Consider the following 14774-nt stretch of genomic DNA (forward strand, 5'->3'; position numbering starts at 1 on the left):
AGCTACGGTAACCGTGACTATCGTCAAGAAGGTAATAGCTACGGCAACCGTGAACGTCGCCAAGACGGTAACAGCTACGGCAATCGTGAGCAGCGCCAAGACGGTAACAGTTATGGCAACCGTGAACGCCGTGACGAAAATGCACCACGTAAACCGTTTGGCAATAAAAGCTTTAAAAAGTTTTAAGCTTTCAATATCAAAACTGAAAACTTAATACGCAACAAAAAGCCACTTTCACAGTGGCTTTTTGCATTTTGGACTGAAGTACATTCAGACTGCTGTTTAAAGCTTTTCAAATCAAAATTCAGCAGCTGCTAATACAGGAATCTCAATCCACTGTGCATTCGGGAAGCTATGAGCCAAATAATTTTTTAAATACTTGGCAGTATCCTGCGAAATTAAAGGGTCTTGCAATTCATCATTTAAGTTATAGGCCAGTGCATACAAGTTCAAACCACGTGTTTTTAAAGCTTCCAAACTGAGCAAAGTGTGGTTGATACTACCCAAACGCCCAGAACTCACCAAAATAACAGGATATTGTTTTTGCTCAATATAGTCGATGGTGAGTAAATCTGTGGTCAGCGGCACCATTAAACCACCTGCACCTTCTAATAACACCGCATCATACTTGGCTGCCAATTGTTCAGTTGCTGCTGCAATTTTGGCAAAATCAATCTCTCGACCATCAATTTGTGTCGCCAAATGCGGTGAAGCAGGATAGCTAAAAATTTCAGGCATGGTCAGCTTGTCATCATCTTCAGGTAACCATTCACTGCCCATAATTTTACGGTGCTGCTCAATATCTTCAGAAATATGCTGATTGCCCGTTTGAATCAATTTTTGAGTGATGGTACGGATGCCTTGTGCATTCATGGTCTTGGCCAAATAGCCTGTGGCATAAGTTTTACCAATACCTGTGTCTATACCACTGACAAAGTACACTTGGGCGGTCATGGCATTCTCCGTGCAAGACAATAAATAGGATGATAGGTCAATGTATAGCTTTTTGGCAGGGTGGGATGCTGCTGACTAAATTGTTCATAGCCCTGATAAAAATGCATTAAACTGGCTTTGCTCCAACGCTGACCTTGCGCGGTGCCTGTCACCCCTGTGGCTTTTAAATGCTGTAAAACTTGTTTGGGATGCTGAAAATTCAGTTGCTGTAATTGCTCTGAACAATGTAGCACTTCAAAGCCTTGCTGTTGCAGCAGTTGTTGAAACTCAACTGCACTGAAATAGTCTAAGCCCTGCCCTGTTAGTTGCTTCATTTCCATCAAGTTTTGAGGGCCAAATGTCGAAAAGCACAAATATCCATGTGGTATTAACGCTTGATGGGCCTTGTGTAGTAAAGCAGCTAGGTCTTCAACCCATTGCAGGGCTGAACTGGAACAAATTAAATCCAACGACTCAGGAAAAGCCAACTGTTCAATATCGCCAATTAAACCGTGAATGTGTGTTGTTGTATGCGGCAAGTGCAGATAAGGCTGTAAAACTTCAGTATATAAGTCATTTAAAGTCAGCTGCTGAATATCAAACTTGCTTAACAACAAGTCAGTCAAATTGCCTGAACCACAACCGATTTCAAGTACATGCGATAGTGCTGTGCAAGGCTGTGTATGACTTGAGTGCTGCACAAAACATTGCTGCATTTTAGTGATTAAATGCTGACAAATTTGCTGCTGTACCACCGCATGCGATTTATAACTTGCATGTGCCCGGGCAAAACGCTGTGCGACCTGTGCTTTATCTATACTCATGCCAAGATACTCAAAGCATGCTCAGCAACGGCGCTAAGTCTGTTGTTTCAAATTGCGTATTTAAACAAATGCGCAAACGTGAACTGCCTTGCGGTACGGTGGGTGGGCGCACAGGCATCACATAAAAACCTGCGGCCTGTAATTGTTGAGCTTTAGTTACGGTTGCACTGGAGTCGCCGATAATCACAGGAACAATTTGTGAGCTAGATGGACACGCAAAGCCTTGTGCACGAATCCCCTGCTGCATATATTGGCTCAAGGCAGCCAAATGCTGACGCTGTGCCTGTATTTGCACAATGTGCTTGAGCATGAATTGTGTCCATGCCATACAAACAGGTGGTTGTGCGGTACTGAAAATTAGTGGACGCATCCGATTAATTAAGTAATCACGGATAATCGGATCACAAATCAAATATCCCCCAATCGAAGCAACGGCTTTACCAAAAGTCCCGACCAGAAAATCAATTGCATCAATCACGCCATATTGTTCAGCACAACCTAAACCTTGCACGCCACGTACGCCAATGGCGTGTGCTTCATCTACATATAACATGACTTTGGCAAATTGCTGTTTAAGCGCCACTAAAGCGGCTAAATCAGTTTCATCGCCATCCATACTAAAAATGGATTCGGTCACCACAATAATGCGTTCATAATTATCATCGGCATGATATTGGCTGAGCAATTGCTGCAAATGTGCCAAATCATTATGGCGATAACGCAAATATTTGGCAGATGACAAGCGAATCCCATCAATCATGCTGGCATGTACCAGTTTATCGGCCAAAATGAGCGTTTTTGCATCTGCTAAGGCGGGTAAGATACCAATATTCATGTGATAACCGCTGTTAAACAGCAAGGCGGCACGTCCATGAAATAATTGACTCAGCTCGGCTTCAAGCTGTTCATAGGCAGGGAAATTTCCTGTTAACAAACGTGATGAAGATGCACTCATCAAGCGTTCAGTATTTGGCGTTTCATCAAAAAACTGTTCACGCAAGCGCAAGTCAGAGGCCAAACCCAAATAATCATTGGAAGATAAGTTCAGCATGTGTTGTTGCTGAATTTCAATCATTTTGCCGTGTTGCTGATTACTGCGAAATTGACGAAAATTACCTTGCTGACGAAGTTGATCGAGCTGTTCTGCGTAGTGGTCAAGTAAATTCATGCGTCTGCTTCCTGCATTTCACACACTACGGCTACCAGCTGCTGCAACAACGTATCCAACTCTTGTGCTGTAATCACATACGGTGGCATCACATATACCAATTTTCCAAATGGACGTACCCAAATACCACGTTGCACGAATTGTTGTTGTAGACGTTGCATATCTACCGCATGTTTCAACTCCACGACACCAATAGCACCGAGCACCCGCACATCCTGCACCCATGCCAAATTCGCTAATGGCGTTAAATGCTGTTCAAGTTGCTGCTGAATACGTTGAATATTGGCTTGCCAGTCTTGTGACAATAATAATTGAGTGCTTTTTAGCGCAACCGCACAGGCCAATGGATTGCCCATAAAGGTCGGGCCGTGCATAAACACACCTGCTTCACCTTGCGAAATCGTTTCTGCCACCTGTTTTGTGGCCAAGGTTGCAGACAAAGTCATATAACCGCCTGTCAGTCCTTTGCCTATGCACATAATATCGGGTTCGACCTGTGCATGTTCCCAGGCAAAGAGCTTGCCTGTACGCCCAAACCCTGTAGCAATTTCATCAAAAATTAGCAGAACATTATATTGTTCGCAGAGCAATTTAGCCTGACGCAAATATTCGGGATGATAAAAGCGCATACCGCCTGCACCTTGCACAATTGGCTCAATAATCATGGCAGCAATATTGTGATGCTGGTCTGCCAAACTTTGCGCCAGCTCTGCAATATCGTCAGGATTCCACTCTTGATCAAATGCGACTTGCGGTGTGGAAACAAAATAACGCTGTGCCAGACTTGAGCCAAAAACCTGATGCATCCCTGTGACAGGGTCACAGACTGACATGGCATTCCATGTATCGCCATGATAGCCAGAACGAGTGGTAATAAAGTTGGTTTTTTCAGGCTTGCCTTGTGCAGTCCAATATTGCACGGCCATTTTCAAGGCGACTTCTACCGCAACTGAACCTGAATCTGCATAAAAAATTTTATCTAAACTTGGTGGCGTGATTTGCAGTAACAAACGCCCAAGTTCAATGGCTGGGCTGTGAGTTAAACCACCAAACATGATATGTGCCATGTTGTCGAGTTGTTCTGTGACAGCACGGTTCAGTTCAGGATGATTATAACCATGAATCGCGCACCACCACGATGACATACCATCAATCAATTGACGACCATCTTCAAGTTCAATGGTGCTGCCAAATGCCCGCTTTACTTTGAAAGTCGGCAGCGGCTGAGTCATAGAGGTATAAGGATGCCAAAGATGTTCACGATCAAAAGCCAAATCCATCTGTTCTGTCATCCTGTCCTCATCCTTGAAATTACAAAACTAAGCTGTCGTAAATCTTAAACCTGTCTGCCTGCAAAATAAATTGCGAGATTTGTCACTTATCCCTGAGTTGACGGATTTTTCTGTAAATATTGGCAGATTTTGCTAGTCAGCTCATCTGCATGGAACAATGGCAGCCCATGCGAGCCTGATATAACATCTACACTTAAGAACTTTGCAGCTAAATTTTGAAGTTTAGTAGCAACTTTGCAATCAACTAAAACATCTTGCTCGGCAAAAATATGGTACTGCTGACCTACATACTGTTGTAGCTTATTCACCAAGTTTAGGTTTTCCAGTAAAGCCAAACCGTGTTTGAGTAAAGATTGAGGCTGTGCCTGCACCAAACTTTGCAATTGCAGCAAATCGGTTTTACTGCTGCTGACACCCTGACACACCATAAAACCAAATCGCTTTAACGTCAGAATTGGGTCTTGTTCAAAAGATTGTTTAAATTGAGCAAAAGTCGCTGAAGGCATAGCGGTATCCCACCCTGCGTGTGCCACAAAACACGGATTAGACGCAATCGTGATTAAGGTTTTATATTCTGCATATTGATGGGCAATCGCATCGACCAGTAGTGTTGCCAATTGACCGCCGAGTGACCAGCCCATAATCACATCAAACTGGCGTGCCAATTCCACCTGTTGCTGTAACACTTGTGCATCGGCAGCGTTAAAAATATTGATCAGTTCAACCCGAAAACCTTGTGCAATCAAAGCTTGCTGCAATGGGTTCAATAAAGCAGTGCCACCGCCCCAGCCCGTAATCAATAAAATTTGTTGTTGCACGCTGCTTACTCTCAAATTGAAAAATAGCTTCAGTATACCCAATCTGCTCAGCCATCATAGCTTGTTCAATTTAAAACACAGATAAAAAAGCCCGATCTGAATAGATCGGGCTTTGGGGTATTTGTTTACATCACATTTGCGATTGAATGTAGTTTTGCAAACCAATCAGCTCAATTAAACGTAATTGTTTTTCTAACCAGTAAGTGTGGTCTTCTTCGGTGTCGCTCATTTGCTGACGCAACATATCACGGCTGACATAGTCGCCTTTTTCTTCACACAATTTTACGCCTTGCGCCAATTTTTCACGCACTTCGTATTCCAGTTTTAAATCGGCTTTTAAGCAAGACACCACATCTTCGCCCACATCAACATCATCACGTTGCATATTCGGTGTGCCTTCAAGGAATAACACACGGCGAATCAAGGCATCTGCATGTTGCGCTTCTTCCTGCATTTCATGGTCAATGCGCTCAAAAATTTTGCTTAAGCCCCAATCTTCATACATACGCGAATGAATCAGGTATTGATCGCGAGCAGCCAGTTCGCCACCGATCAACATATTTAGATAGTCTACGACTTCTGGATTGCCACGCATTTTCTTCACTCCCTTTCTTGATCTAGTCATTATGGACATATTCGGTTTAAATTGCAAAAGTTAATTATTGTAAACCTATGATTTTTATAAAATTAAAATGAGAAACATACGCATTTGCAATTTAGTTTAAAAATTCCCATATATAAAACAAACGCTTGGAAAAACGGTGCAATAAAAATGACAACACAATGATTTTGCATCATTTTGTAAATACAGAATGAAAACTCATTTTGACGTTCAGGTATTGTGAAAAATACCCGAAAAGCGGATTTTAAAACCCAGCTGCATTATCATAGCCACAAGTTCCATCACTTACGTAAAATAATGACAAATCTAAATCCCTCTGCACCCATTTTAGTCACAGGCGCAACAGGCTATATTGCCAGTTGGGTGATTAAAAACTTATTGGAGCAAGGTCATCAAGTGCATGCCACAGTCCGTGACCTCAACAAAACCCACAGTTTTCAGCACCTGACCGATATTGCAGCCAACAGCACTGGCAGCTTGCAATTATTTCAGGCCAACTTACTTGAAGATGGTGCGTTTGATGCCGCCATGCAGGGCTGTGAAATTGTGCTGCACATGGCTTCACCCTTTGTGGTCACCAATTATAAAGACGCAGTAAAAGACATTATTGAACCTGCGGTGATTGGCACCGAAAATGTTTTAAACAGTGTTAACCGTACTGCATCGGTAAAGCGTGTGGTGGTCACCTCTAGTATTGCCGCAACCTATGGTGATGCGATTGATATTTTAAAGACTGCACACAACCGTTTTGATGAAAGCCATTGGAATACGACCAGTAGTCCTGAACATCAGCCTTATCCTTATTCAAAAGTAGCAGCAGAACGTAAAGCTTGGGAAATGGTACAAGCACAGCAACGCTGGGATTTGGTCTGTATTAACCCTGCTTTGGTGCTCGGGCCATCCTTAACCAAAAACACGCAATCGGGCAGCGTGGAGGTTCTCTTGCAATTTGCCAATGGCTTAACGCTAGCAGGTGTGCCAGCCATGTGGAATGGTATTGTAGATGTACGAGATGTTGCCGATGCCCACATTCAAGCCGCTTTTAACCCTGCAGCGCAAGGTCGCTATATTATTAGTGGTGGTACATTCAGCTTGCTGGAAATGGGCAAAATTTTAGCGCTGCATTTTGGCCGTAAATATCCGTTCCCACGTAATCAGTTGCCTAAATTTGCCTTTAAAGCCTTTGGTCCTTTACTTGGTTTTTCCCGTAAATTTGTGGAACTGAATATGGGCTACCCAATTTATTTTAATGCGGAAAAAAGTCAGCGTGAATTAAACATGCACTACCGCAATATTGAAACCAGTTTGGTAGAGCACTTTCAGCAATTGATTGATGACGGGATTGTGAAAAAACGCTAAATCGTCAACTTCTCTAAATAAAACAAAGGCACTTCATCATGGAAGTGCCTTTGTTTTTAAAGCAGATAAAATATGCATGGATGATGCTTATTCAAGCACACCATATTCTTGCATCAACTGAATAAACTCAGCTTCATTCATCACTTGCACACCCAACTTCTCAGCTTTTTCTAGCTTTGAGCCAGCTTTCTCACCTGCCACAACACATTTGGTTTTGCCTGACACACTGCCGCTGACCCGTGCACCCAACGCTTGCAATAGTTGGGTTGCCTCATCACGTCCCATTTGGCTTAAAGTACCCGTAATCACCCAGCTCTCACCATTTAACGGCTGACGTGTTGGTGCAATCGGAGCATCCCAATGAATGCCTGCTGCCAATAATCGGTCCAAGACTTCTAAATTATGCGGTGCTTGGAAAAAATCTAAAATCCATTCTGCGGTAATATCCCCCACATCTGGAGTTTTCTTTAATGCTTCTAGGTCTGCTTCACGCAAAGCCTCTAAAGTCTGGAAAGTATTGGCAAGCATGCGTGCTGTGGTTTCACCCACCCCCCGAATCCCTAAAGCATATATAAACGCTGCCAATGTGGTTTTTTTACTATTTTCAATCGAGTCAATCAGGTTCTGAACTGACTTTTCACCCATTTTTTCAATGCTGAGCAAGGCATCACGGTGTTCATGCAAATGATAAATATCCGCCACATTTTGCAGTAAGTTCAGGTGCAGCAAGGACTCGACCCAACGATCGCCCAAACCTTCAATATCCATGGCTTTACGTGAGACAAAATGACGAATCGCCTCAATACGTTGTGCGGCACAATACAAACCACCCGAGCAACGTACCAGTGCCTCACCCTCAGGCATCACCACAGGTGAATCACACACTGGGCATTGTTCTGGCAAATGGACTTCCTGTGCATCTGTAGGGCGGAATTCTGGCCAGACTTTTTCCACTTTCGGAATCACATCGCCACTACGGTAAACGCTAACGGTATCGCCTAAACGCACATCTAAACGGTGAATTTCACCAATATTATGCAAGGTCACATTAGATACTGTCACACCACCCACTGCGACTGGATTTAAACGCGCTACGGGAGTTAGCGTACCAGTACGACCTACTTGCCAGTCAATATTTTCAATAGTAGTTAAAGCCGCCACGGCAGGGAATTTATAAGCAGTTGCCCAACGTGGTTCACGACTTAAAAAACCCAATTGCTGTTGCTGTTTCAGCTCATTGACCTTGACCACCATGCCATCAATTTCAACGCTTAAATTCGGGCGTTCAAGGTTAATTTGTTCATAAGCAGCTTGAACCTCTTGAATGCTCTTGCAAACAAAATGACGTTCGCCAATTTCAAAACCAAACTGTTCCAACCACGTTAAACTGTCTGACATGGTACTTTGCCCATGATGCGGTACACATTGCGCAATACCATAAGCATAGAATGCCAAAGGTCGCGATGCGGCAATATTCGGGTCTAACTGACGTAAACTGCCCGCTGCCGCATTACGTGGATTGGCAAAAGTTTTTTCACCTTTGGCTGTATTGGCAGCGTTAAGTTTTTCAAAGCCAAGTTTTGGCATTAGCACTTCGCCACGCACTTCCAAAAATTCAGGAATGGCAGTTGCATCCGCACTCAAGACTTTAGGCAAATTACGGATGGTTTTGACATTGTGGGTAATATCTTCTCCAGTTTCGCCATCACCACGGGTCACACCACGCACCAATACCCCATGCTCGTACCAAAGCGAAATGGCCAGACCATCAAATTTGAGTTCAACATCGTATTCAATAGTTTGGTTAGGCAAGCGCTCTTCAACACGTCGTGCAAAGGCAAATAATTCTTCCTGATTAAAAACATTGCCTAAAGACAGCATCGGTACAGTGTGCGTCACACTGGTAAATTTCGCCAAAGGCGTACCACCGACTTTATTGGTTGGGGTATCAGGCTGCACCAAATCTGGATATTGCTGTTCTAGCGCTTTGAGCTGATGGAAAAGCTGATCATATTCACTGTCTGTAATTGTCGGTTGATCCATCACATAATAGGCATGATTGTGCTTGGCAAGCAGTTGAATCAATTGACGCATTTGCGCCACGACAGTTAAATCTACAGACATATTTTCCACCATAAAAAAGGGCGGTCTTGTTCCGCCCTTCTGTTTCTATGTAGCCGAGGCTACCATTTTGCTGACAGCATTATAAAAATGCCTACCACAAGTTGCAATTTATCTCAGATCACTTTGATCAATAATACTCTACGCAATTATGCTTACATTGCGCACAAATGCAGCATGTTAGCTATGACTTGCCTGACCCGCACGATAATCAATCGCTTGATGACGCCAGTGCTCACGTAATTGTGGGGTAAATTCCAAATGGTTTTGGTCATAGACCGTACCATCAATTTCACGCGCAATCAGTCCCGAAATACTAACCATGGTGTCAAAAGCATTTTGCACATCGCTATGCGGTAAAGCGAGGAAAAATGCCAAACCTTTAACCTGTTCAGTCGATAGCGTTTCTAAATCAAAGCCATCTGCGCCTTCATCATTAATTTGTAGCACAGAGAATAATAGCTTAGTGCCATCTTCGTTATAACGATGGAAACATGACATTTCACCAAAACGCAAACCGTATTTCATCAATACTTTTAAGGCCTTATCACCCGAAAGTATGCGACGCTCTGGGAATACATTCAGCGCAATAAAAGATTCCGCTGTGGCCAAAGCACTTTCTTCATCCATGATTTTTTGTTCATGCAAGTGCGAATCTAAAATGCTGCTTTCTTCGTTAAATTCTGAAATTTCCGCAGTTTCAATGTGTTGATTCAGGCTGTATTCATTTGATGTTTTGGCCTGTTCACTGGTGTTTGGCTCAGTTTCTGCGATTACCTGTTGAATTTCATCTGACAATGAATATTCGGTCGTGTTAGATGTGGTCGATACTGTTGCAGTGCTTGGCTCAGCGACATCGGCAGTTACTGGCGCTGTTTCAGTCGTTACCTGAGCAGTCGTTTCAGAGGCATCTTGAGCTGACACATCGGTCTGTAGATTTGCCGTAGATTGAGTCGCTTCAGTACTTTTATCTGCAGTATCATCAGAAAATGCCTGTGGTTCAGTCTTGGCAGAAACTGGGGGTTCATGAACGGCATCTGCAGTCAAAGTCGGTTCTACCCGAACTGGAGTGGCGTCGCTCTGCAATTGATCACGTACATGCCGTGGAATAATTGGTTTTTGACTATCTGCATTAAACTGCAATTCAGAGTCCAATGACGGCGCTGAATCTGCTGGTTTTTTCAGAATCATTTTTAAACCAAACGCCATGATAATAATAGCGATGACAATTCCAACGATTGTGGTGATTTCCATATTATGCCTCCGCGACTAGGCCGTATTCTGCGGCTTCTTCTAAATTTACGGTTACTAATTTTGAGGTTCCCGGTTCAGGCATGGTAACACCTAAGAGGTCGGTTGCCATCGTCATAGCAAGTTTATTATGTGTAATGTAAATGAATTGGACTTGTTCAGAAAGTTCTTTTACTAAATTACAAAAACGTCCCACGTTGGCATCATCTAGCGGTGCATCAACTTCATCGAGCACACAAAATGGCGCTGGATTTAAACGGAAAATTGCAAAAACCAATGCCAACGCAGTCAGTGCTTTTTCACCACCAGAAAGTAAAGCTAAGGAACTGTTGCGCTTGCCTGGTGGACGTGCCATTAATTTTACCCCAGACTGCCAATCATCTTCCAAACTCAGACTCGCTTCACCGCCATTAAAGACTTTTGGAAACAGCTCCTGCAATTCGGCATTGATCTGATCAAAAGTACTCATAAACAATTTACGGGTTTCCTGATCAATACTTTTCATGGCCGCCTGCAACTGCGACACAGTATTTTCCAAATCTTCAATTTGATGGCTCAGTTCCGCAAAACGTGTGGAAACTTCTTCATATTCTTCCGATGCCGCCAAATTGACTGCACCCAATTTATCAAACTGCTGCTGCGCTTTGACCAGCTTCTGCTGATGTGCAGTCACATCAATTTGTAAACCAGTAATGATTTCACTGTTTAAATCTTTTAACTGTTCAGAATAATGCTGATAGTCCGACTTGGCCGACTGCCACGCCAAACGCTTTTCTTCAAGCTGTGCACGTAGCTGCTCATCTTGCTGCTGCTGTTGCTGGCGCTGTTCGGTCAATTGCTGCTGTTTAGACTGCACACTGTTCAATTCTACTTGCCATTCCTGCCAAGTTTTTTGCAGTTTTTCAGTCTGTTGCTGCTGCTCGCTAAACTGCGTTTCCAGCGCAGGTAATTCTAGTTGGACTGGATCAACAAACTTTTTGGCTTGTTCCATTTGCGCCACAATTTGTTGATACTGTGCTTTTAAAAAGGTGGCATCTTTTTCCAATAATTCAGTCTGCTGCTGGGTTTGCACTGCTTGACGACGCAGTAACTCTAGCTCTTGTTGCTGCTGCTGAAATGATTGTTGTGCTGTATCAAATTGCTCGTTCAGCTGCTCGACCTGAAATTGCAAGGTTTTATATTGCGGCAAGGCCTGCTCAAGTTTAAATGCCAAAGCATGCAAATCAATTTCCAGATCATCTTTTTGCATGGCATCTTCTTCAAGCTGCTCATCTAACTGTGCCAATTGATTTTGCAACTGCTGTTGCTGTACAGCAAAGGCCTGCGCTGCACTTTCGGCTTTCGCAATTTGTACATCCACGGCCTGTACAGCCTGTTGCTGCTGTTTCAGCACCTGCTGTTGCTGCTGTAATTGCTGTTGGATGTGTTGTAGTTGTTGCTGCAATTCAGGCAAATGCTGTTCTGCCTGTTGCCATTGCGGCAATTGCAGCACCAAAGCCTGCTCAATTTCATCCAAACGAATCCGATGGCTGAGCGCCCCTTGCCCCGCCTGCGCGGCTTCATCATAAAACAGCCCAATCACCCAATCAGGGCCAACATGATAACCATCTAAACTTAAAATAGATTGCCCTGCTTGCAATTGCGTTTGCAAAGCAAAAGCCTGTGATAAATTTTCTGCAATCGCAACCTGTTGCCATAAAGAACTTTGTGGTGCAGTAATCCAGTCACTTAAACATTCACAGCCAGACAATTGCATGGCCGATATTTGGTGATCTATAACAGCATTAACTTTTAACTGACGTGCGCAGCTGTCCTGAAAGGTACTATTTAAATCGACCAGCTGTGCAGACAGCCATTTAGATAAAAACTTTTCAATCAAACTGGCATGTGCTTTGGCTGTATCTGCAAGTTGTAATACTTGCATCAACTGCACTACATCGTTTGCCACTTTGGGGCTTTGCTTAATAAGCAATTGATTTAGATTTTTCTGCTCAGACTGCAAAATCTGAATTTCGGATTTCAGCGCTGCACACTGTGTTTGATGCGCTTGATACTGTGCCTGCAATGTACTCAGTTGCAGCGTAGTTTCCTGAATAAGCTGTTCTGAAACGCCTAATTCCATCTGCAAACGCTGCTTGTCATCGTGTAATTGCTGTAGGTTGTCTTGCCCATCCTGCTGCTGAATCTGTGCAAATTGCTGAGTCAGGGTTTGTTTTTGCTGTTCAATTCGGCTGATGTTTTTGGCAAGCTGCTCACTTTGTGCCTGCATTTGCACATGTTTTTGCTGTTGTTGCTCTACTTGTGTCTTGATTTGTGCATACTGCTCGGTTTGACCACTTTGCTGGGCTTTTAAATCCTGCAACTGCTGTTGATGTTGCTGCGCTAACTGGTCTTGCTGCTGCACATTACGCTGCTGTTCATCTTGTTGATCGGACAAAGTCTCTAGCTGCAATTCAATTAACTGCAAACGCTCTTTGGTTTGTGCTTTTTGTTGTTCCAATTGCGATAAGGTTGCAGTATTTTGCTGAAACAAACTTTGTTTTTGTTCCAGTGTCATTTTGAGTTCAGCCAGTTTTTTTTCTGCCTGCTGCCATTCTTGCTGCAACGGCGTCGATTGCTGAATCAAACGCTGAAACAATTCACTGGTTGCAGTTAAATCATGTTCCAATGTGGTCAGCTCCGAGCGTACCAGTTTAAAGCTTTCCCCAAGTTCATTCATACTCAAGGTATATTCTTGCTGTAAACGTGCACTGTGTTCGCATTGAAAAGACAGCACTTCTACTTTAATGGTACGAATTTCACTCTCAAGTGCTTTGTACTGAATGGCTGTTTCGGACTGACGCTTTAAAGTTTTCAGCTGTGATTTGAGTTCGGCAGCAATATCTTCCAAACGCGCAAGGTTTTGTGTGGTGTGATCCAAATGCAGCATGGTTTCACGACGACGCGCCTGATAACGTGACACGCCAGCTGCTTCTTCAATAAACACCCGCATTTCTTCAGGTTTGGCATCAACCAAACGGTTGATCATACCCTGTTCAATAATTGCATAAGAGCGTGGGCCTAGGCCTGTGCCCAAGAAAATATCGGTAATGTCGCGACGGCGGCATTTGGTACCATTTAAAAAATATTCTGACTTGCCATCACGGTTGACCTGTCGACGTACCGACAGTTCATTATAGGCATTATAGGCACCGCCTAATTTGCCGTAGGTATTGTCAAAACGCAGTTCTACACTGGCCACGCCTACCGGTTTACGCTTGGCGGTTCCCGTAAAAATGACATCCTGCATACTGCCACCACGCAACTGACGTGCGCTGGACTCACCCATCACCCAACGAATGGCATCAATCACATTGGATTTACCACAGCCATTTGGCCCCACCACAGCGGTACGGTTGGCTTTAAAATGTAAGGTCGTATTGTCGGCAAAAGATTTAAAGCCAGAAAGTTTTAAGCTGCTTAAACGCATAATGTCCCAATTAACGGCGTGAACGTCTTGCCCAGGCAAGCTCGATCTGTTTCATACGGGTCAGAGATTCCAACACCAAGTTGCGCAAGTGTCGGCAAAAATCTTCCATAAATAAAGTGGCTTGTTGTGATTTTCTGCTTAAAATTGCATCACTCACCAGTTTAAATAATTCCAAAGATTCTTGTAACTCCCGACGCGAGGTATTTAAGGTTAAAAAATAGCTACGTCTTAGTGAAGGCAACAATTCCTGATAAAACTTCATCAAATAGATATTGCCAACCATGTCGGGCTGCTGTGCCAAATATTGAAATATTAAATCATAAAATTTTTCGGTATTGCCCAAACGACATTGCTCTGCCAACTGCAGCAAAAGCTGCTGTAAGATTTCAGCTTCATCTATGCGCCACGTATCGGCAATGCGTTGCACAATATAGCCCAACAGCAACCTGCTGCTATCAAATAACGCCCGCACTTGCTGTGCCGACATTTCTGTCACCATTGCCCCACGGCGCGGAAAAATTTCAATGAGATGGGTACGTTCCAATAACAACAACGCTTCACGCACCGATCCACGGCTGACATCTAGCTCTTTGGCAATGCGCAGTTCCTGAATACGCTCACCCTCAACCAAATCGCCACTAATAATTTGCTCGGCAATATGTTGGGCTATTTGTTCCGACAAACTCTCTGATTCTTGTTGTTGCATACTGTTCCTATCTTGTTTTTATAAGATGCAGCGATGAAGTTCAGGACTGTGTGATGTACAGCTACTGCATAAGTATTGAGCAGCAAACTTACTGCAACACCACAGTCCCAAACGAAGCATCTGACTTTTTTACTGCGAAACAGATCACATAACCATGACATTGTCTGACAATTTCATGGCGCTATAGCCAATTTTACACGGCTTAAAATAA

At 43.5% G+C, this 14774-nt stretch carries 11 protein-coding genes; 1 reads left to right on the forward strand and 10 read right to left on the reverse strand.

The window, feature by feature from the left end:
* Nucleotides 1–297: 297 nt before the first annotated feature.
* The 6 genes from bioD to bfr form a co-directional block, all read right to left on the reverse strand.
* On the reverse strand, nucleotides 298–954 hold the full coding sequence (bioD, locus tag HHA42_RS01040) for a dethiobiotin synthase (RefSeq protein ID WP_168525107.1): 657 nt from the start codon (nucleotides 952–954) through the stop codon (nucleotides 298–300).
* Entirely contained in the window at nucleotides 951–1757 is an 807-nt protein-coding gene (gene bioC / locus HHA42_RS01045) for a malonyl-ACP O-methyltransferase BioC (protein ID WP_168525109.1), read from the reverse strand. The genes bioD and bioC overlap by 4 nt, the downstream gene beginning before the upstream one ends.
* 10 nt (nucleotides 1758–1767) lie before the next feature.
* A complete protein-coding gene (locus tag HHA42_RS01050) occupies nucleotides 1768–2925 on the reverse strand; it encodes an 8-amino-7-oxononanoate synthase (RefSeq protein WP_168525111.1) in 1158 nt (385 codons plus the stop codon).
* Entirely contained in the window at nucleotides 2922–4205 is a 1284-nt protein-coding gene (gene bioA / locus HHA42_RS01055; RefSeq protein ID WP_168525149.1) for an adenosylmethionine--8-amino-7-oxononanoate transaminase, read from the reverse strand. Before bioA ends, HHA42_RS01050 begins: the two co-directional genes overlap by 4 nt.
* Before the next feature lie 98 nt (nucleotides 4206–4303).
* Nucleotides 4304–5035, reverse strand: coding sequence for a hydrolase (locus tag HHA42_RS01060; RefSeq protein ID WP_168461220.1), 732 nt, complete (start codon nucleotides 5033–5035; stop codon nucleotides 4304–4306).
* 130 nt (nucleotides 5036–5165) lie between these two features.
* A complete protein-coding gene (bfr, locus tag HHA42_RS01065) occupies nucleotides 5166–5630 on the reverse strand; it encodes a bacterioferritin (RefSeq protein WP_168418812.1) in 465 nt (154 codons plus the stop codon).
* 324 nt (nucleotides 5631–5954) lie between these two features.
* Here bfr and HHA42_RS01070 point away from each other — a divergent pair, with 324 nt between their 5' ends.
* A complete protein-coding gene (locus tag HHA42_RS01070; RefSeq protein ID WP_168525113.1) occupies nucleotides 5955–7016 on the forward strand; it encodes an aldehyde reductase in 1062 nt (353 codons plus the stop codon).
* An 87-nt stretch (nucleotides 7017–7103) separates the two neighbouring features.
* Here the strand turns inward: HHA42_RS01070 and ligA are convergent, their stop codons facing one another.
* The 4 genes from ligA to HHA42_RS01090 all read right to left on the reverse strand — a co-directional run bounded on the left by ligA (nucleotide 7104) and on the right by HHA42_RS01090 (nucleotide 14563).
* On the reverse strand, nucleotides 7104–9140 hold the full coding sequence (ligA, locus tag HHA42_RS01075) for an NAD-dependent DNA ligase LigA (protein ID WP_168525115.1): 2037 nt from the start codon (nucleotides 9138–9140) through the stop codon (nucleotides 7104–7106).
* A gap of 177 nt (nucleotides 9141–9317) precedes the next feature.
* The gene (locus tag HHA42_RS01080) at nucleotides 9318–10391 is read right to left on the reverse strand and encodes a cell division protein ZipA C-terminal FtsZ-binding domain-containing protein (protein WP_168461227.1); all 1074 of its coding nucleotides are present in this window, start codon (nucleotides 10389–10391) and stop codon (nucleotides 9318–9320) included.
* Between the two features lies 1 nt (nucleotide 10392).
* Complete coding sequence (gene smc / locus HHA42_RS01085; protein ID WP_168525117.1) at nucleotides 10393–13857, reverse strand: chromosome segregation protein SMC; 3465 nt, start codon at nucleotides 13855–13857, stop codon at nucleotides 10393–10395.
* Nucleotides 13858–13867: 10 nt separating this feature from the next.
* Nucleotides 13868–14563: a GntR family transcriptional regulator gene (locus HHA42_RS01090; RefSeq protein WP_168525119.1), complete on the reverse strand. Its 696-nt coding sequence runs from the start codon at nucleotides 14561–14563 to the stop codon at nucleotides 13868–13870.
* Nucleotides 14564–14774: the final 211 nt, after the last annotated feature.

This window comes from Acinetobacter sp. A3, from assembly GCF_012371415.1.
In the GTDB taxonomy this organism is placed as follows: Bacteria; Pseudomonadota; Gammaproteobacteria; order Pseudomonadales; family Moraxellaceae; genus Acinetobacter.

What these genes read in the sequence shown, in the direction of transcription:
- HHA42_RS01090 (WP_168525119.1), bottom strand. Translation starts at nt 14,563, where the DNA reads ATGCAACAACAAGAATCAGAGAGTTTGTCGGAACAAATAGCCCAACAT.
- bfr (WP_168418812.1), bottom strand. Translation starts at nt 5,630, where the DNA reads ATGCGTGGCAATCCAGAAGTCGTAGACTATCTAAATATGTTGATCGGT.
- ligA (WP_168525115.1), bottom strand. Translation starts at nt 9,140, where the DNA reads ATGTCTGTAGATTTAACTGTCGTGGCGCAAATGCGTCAATTGATTCAA.
- HHA42_RS01070 (WP_168525113.1), top strand. Translation starts at nt 5,955, where the DNA reads ATGACAAATCTAAATCCCTCTGCACCCATTTTAGTCACAGGCGCAACA.
- HHA42_RS01050 (WP_168525111.1), bottom strand. Translation starts at nt 2,925, where the DNA reads ATGAATTTACTTGACCACTACGCAGAACAGCTCGATCAACTTCGTCAG.
- bioD (WP_168525107.1), bottom strand. Translation starts at nt 954, where the DNA reads ATGACCGCCCAAGTGTACTTTGTCAGTGGTATAGACACAGGTATTGGT.
- bioA (WP_168525149.1), bottom strand. Translation starts at nt 4,205, where the DNA reads ATGGATTTGGCTTTTGATCGTGAACATCTTTGGCATCCTTATACCTCT.
- smc (WP_168525117.1), bottom strand. Translation starts at nt 13,857, where the DNA reads ATGCGTTTAAGCAGCTTAAAACTTTCTGGCTTTAAATCTTTTGCCGAC.
- HHA42_RS01080 (WP_168461227.1), bottom strand. Translation starts at nt 10,391, where the DNA reads ATGGAAATCACCACAATCGTTGGAATTGTCATCGCTATTATTATCATG.
- bioC (WP_168525109.1), bottom strand. Translation starts at nt 1,757, where the DNA reads ATGAGTATAGATAAAGCACAGGTCGCACAGCGTTTTGCCCGGGCACAT.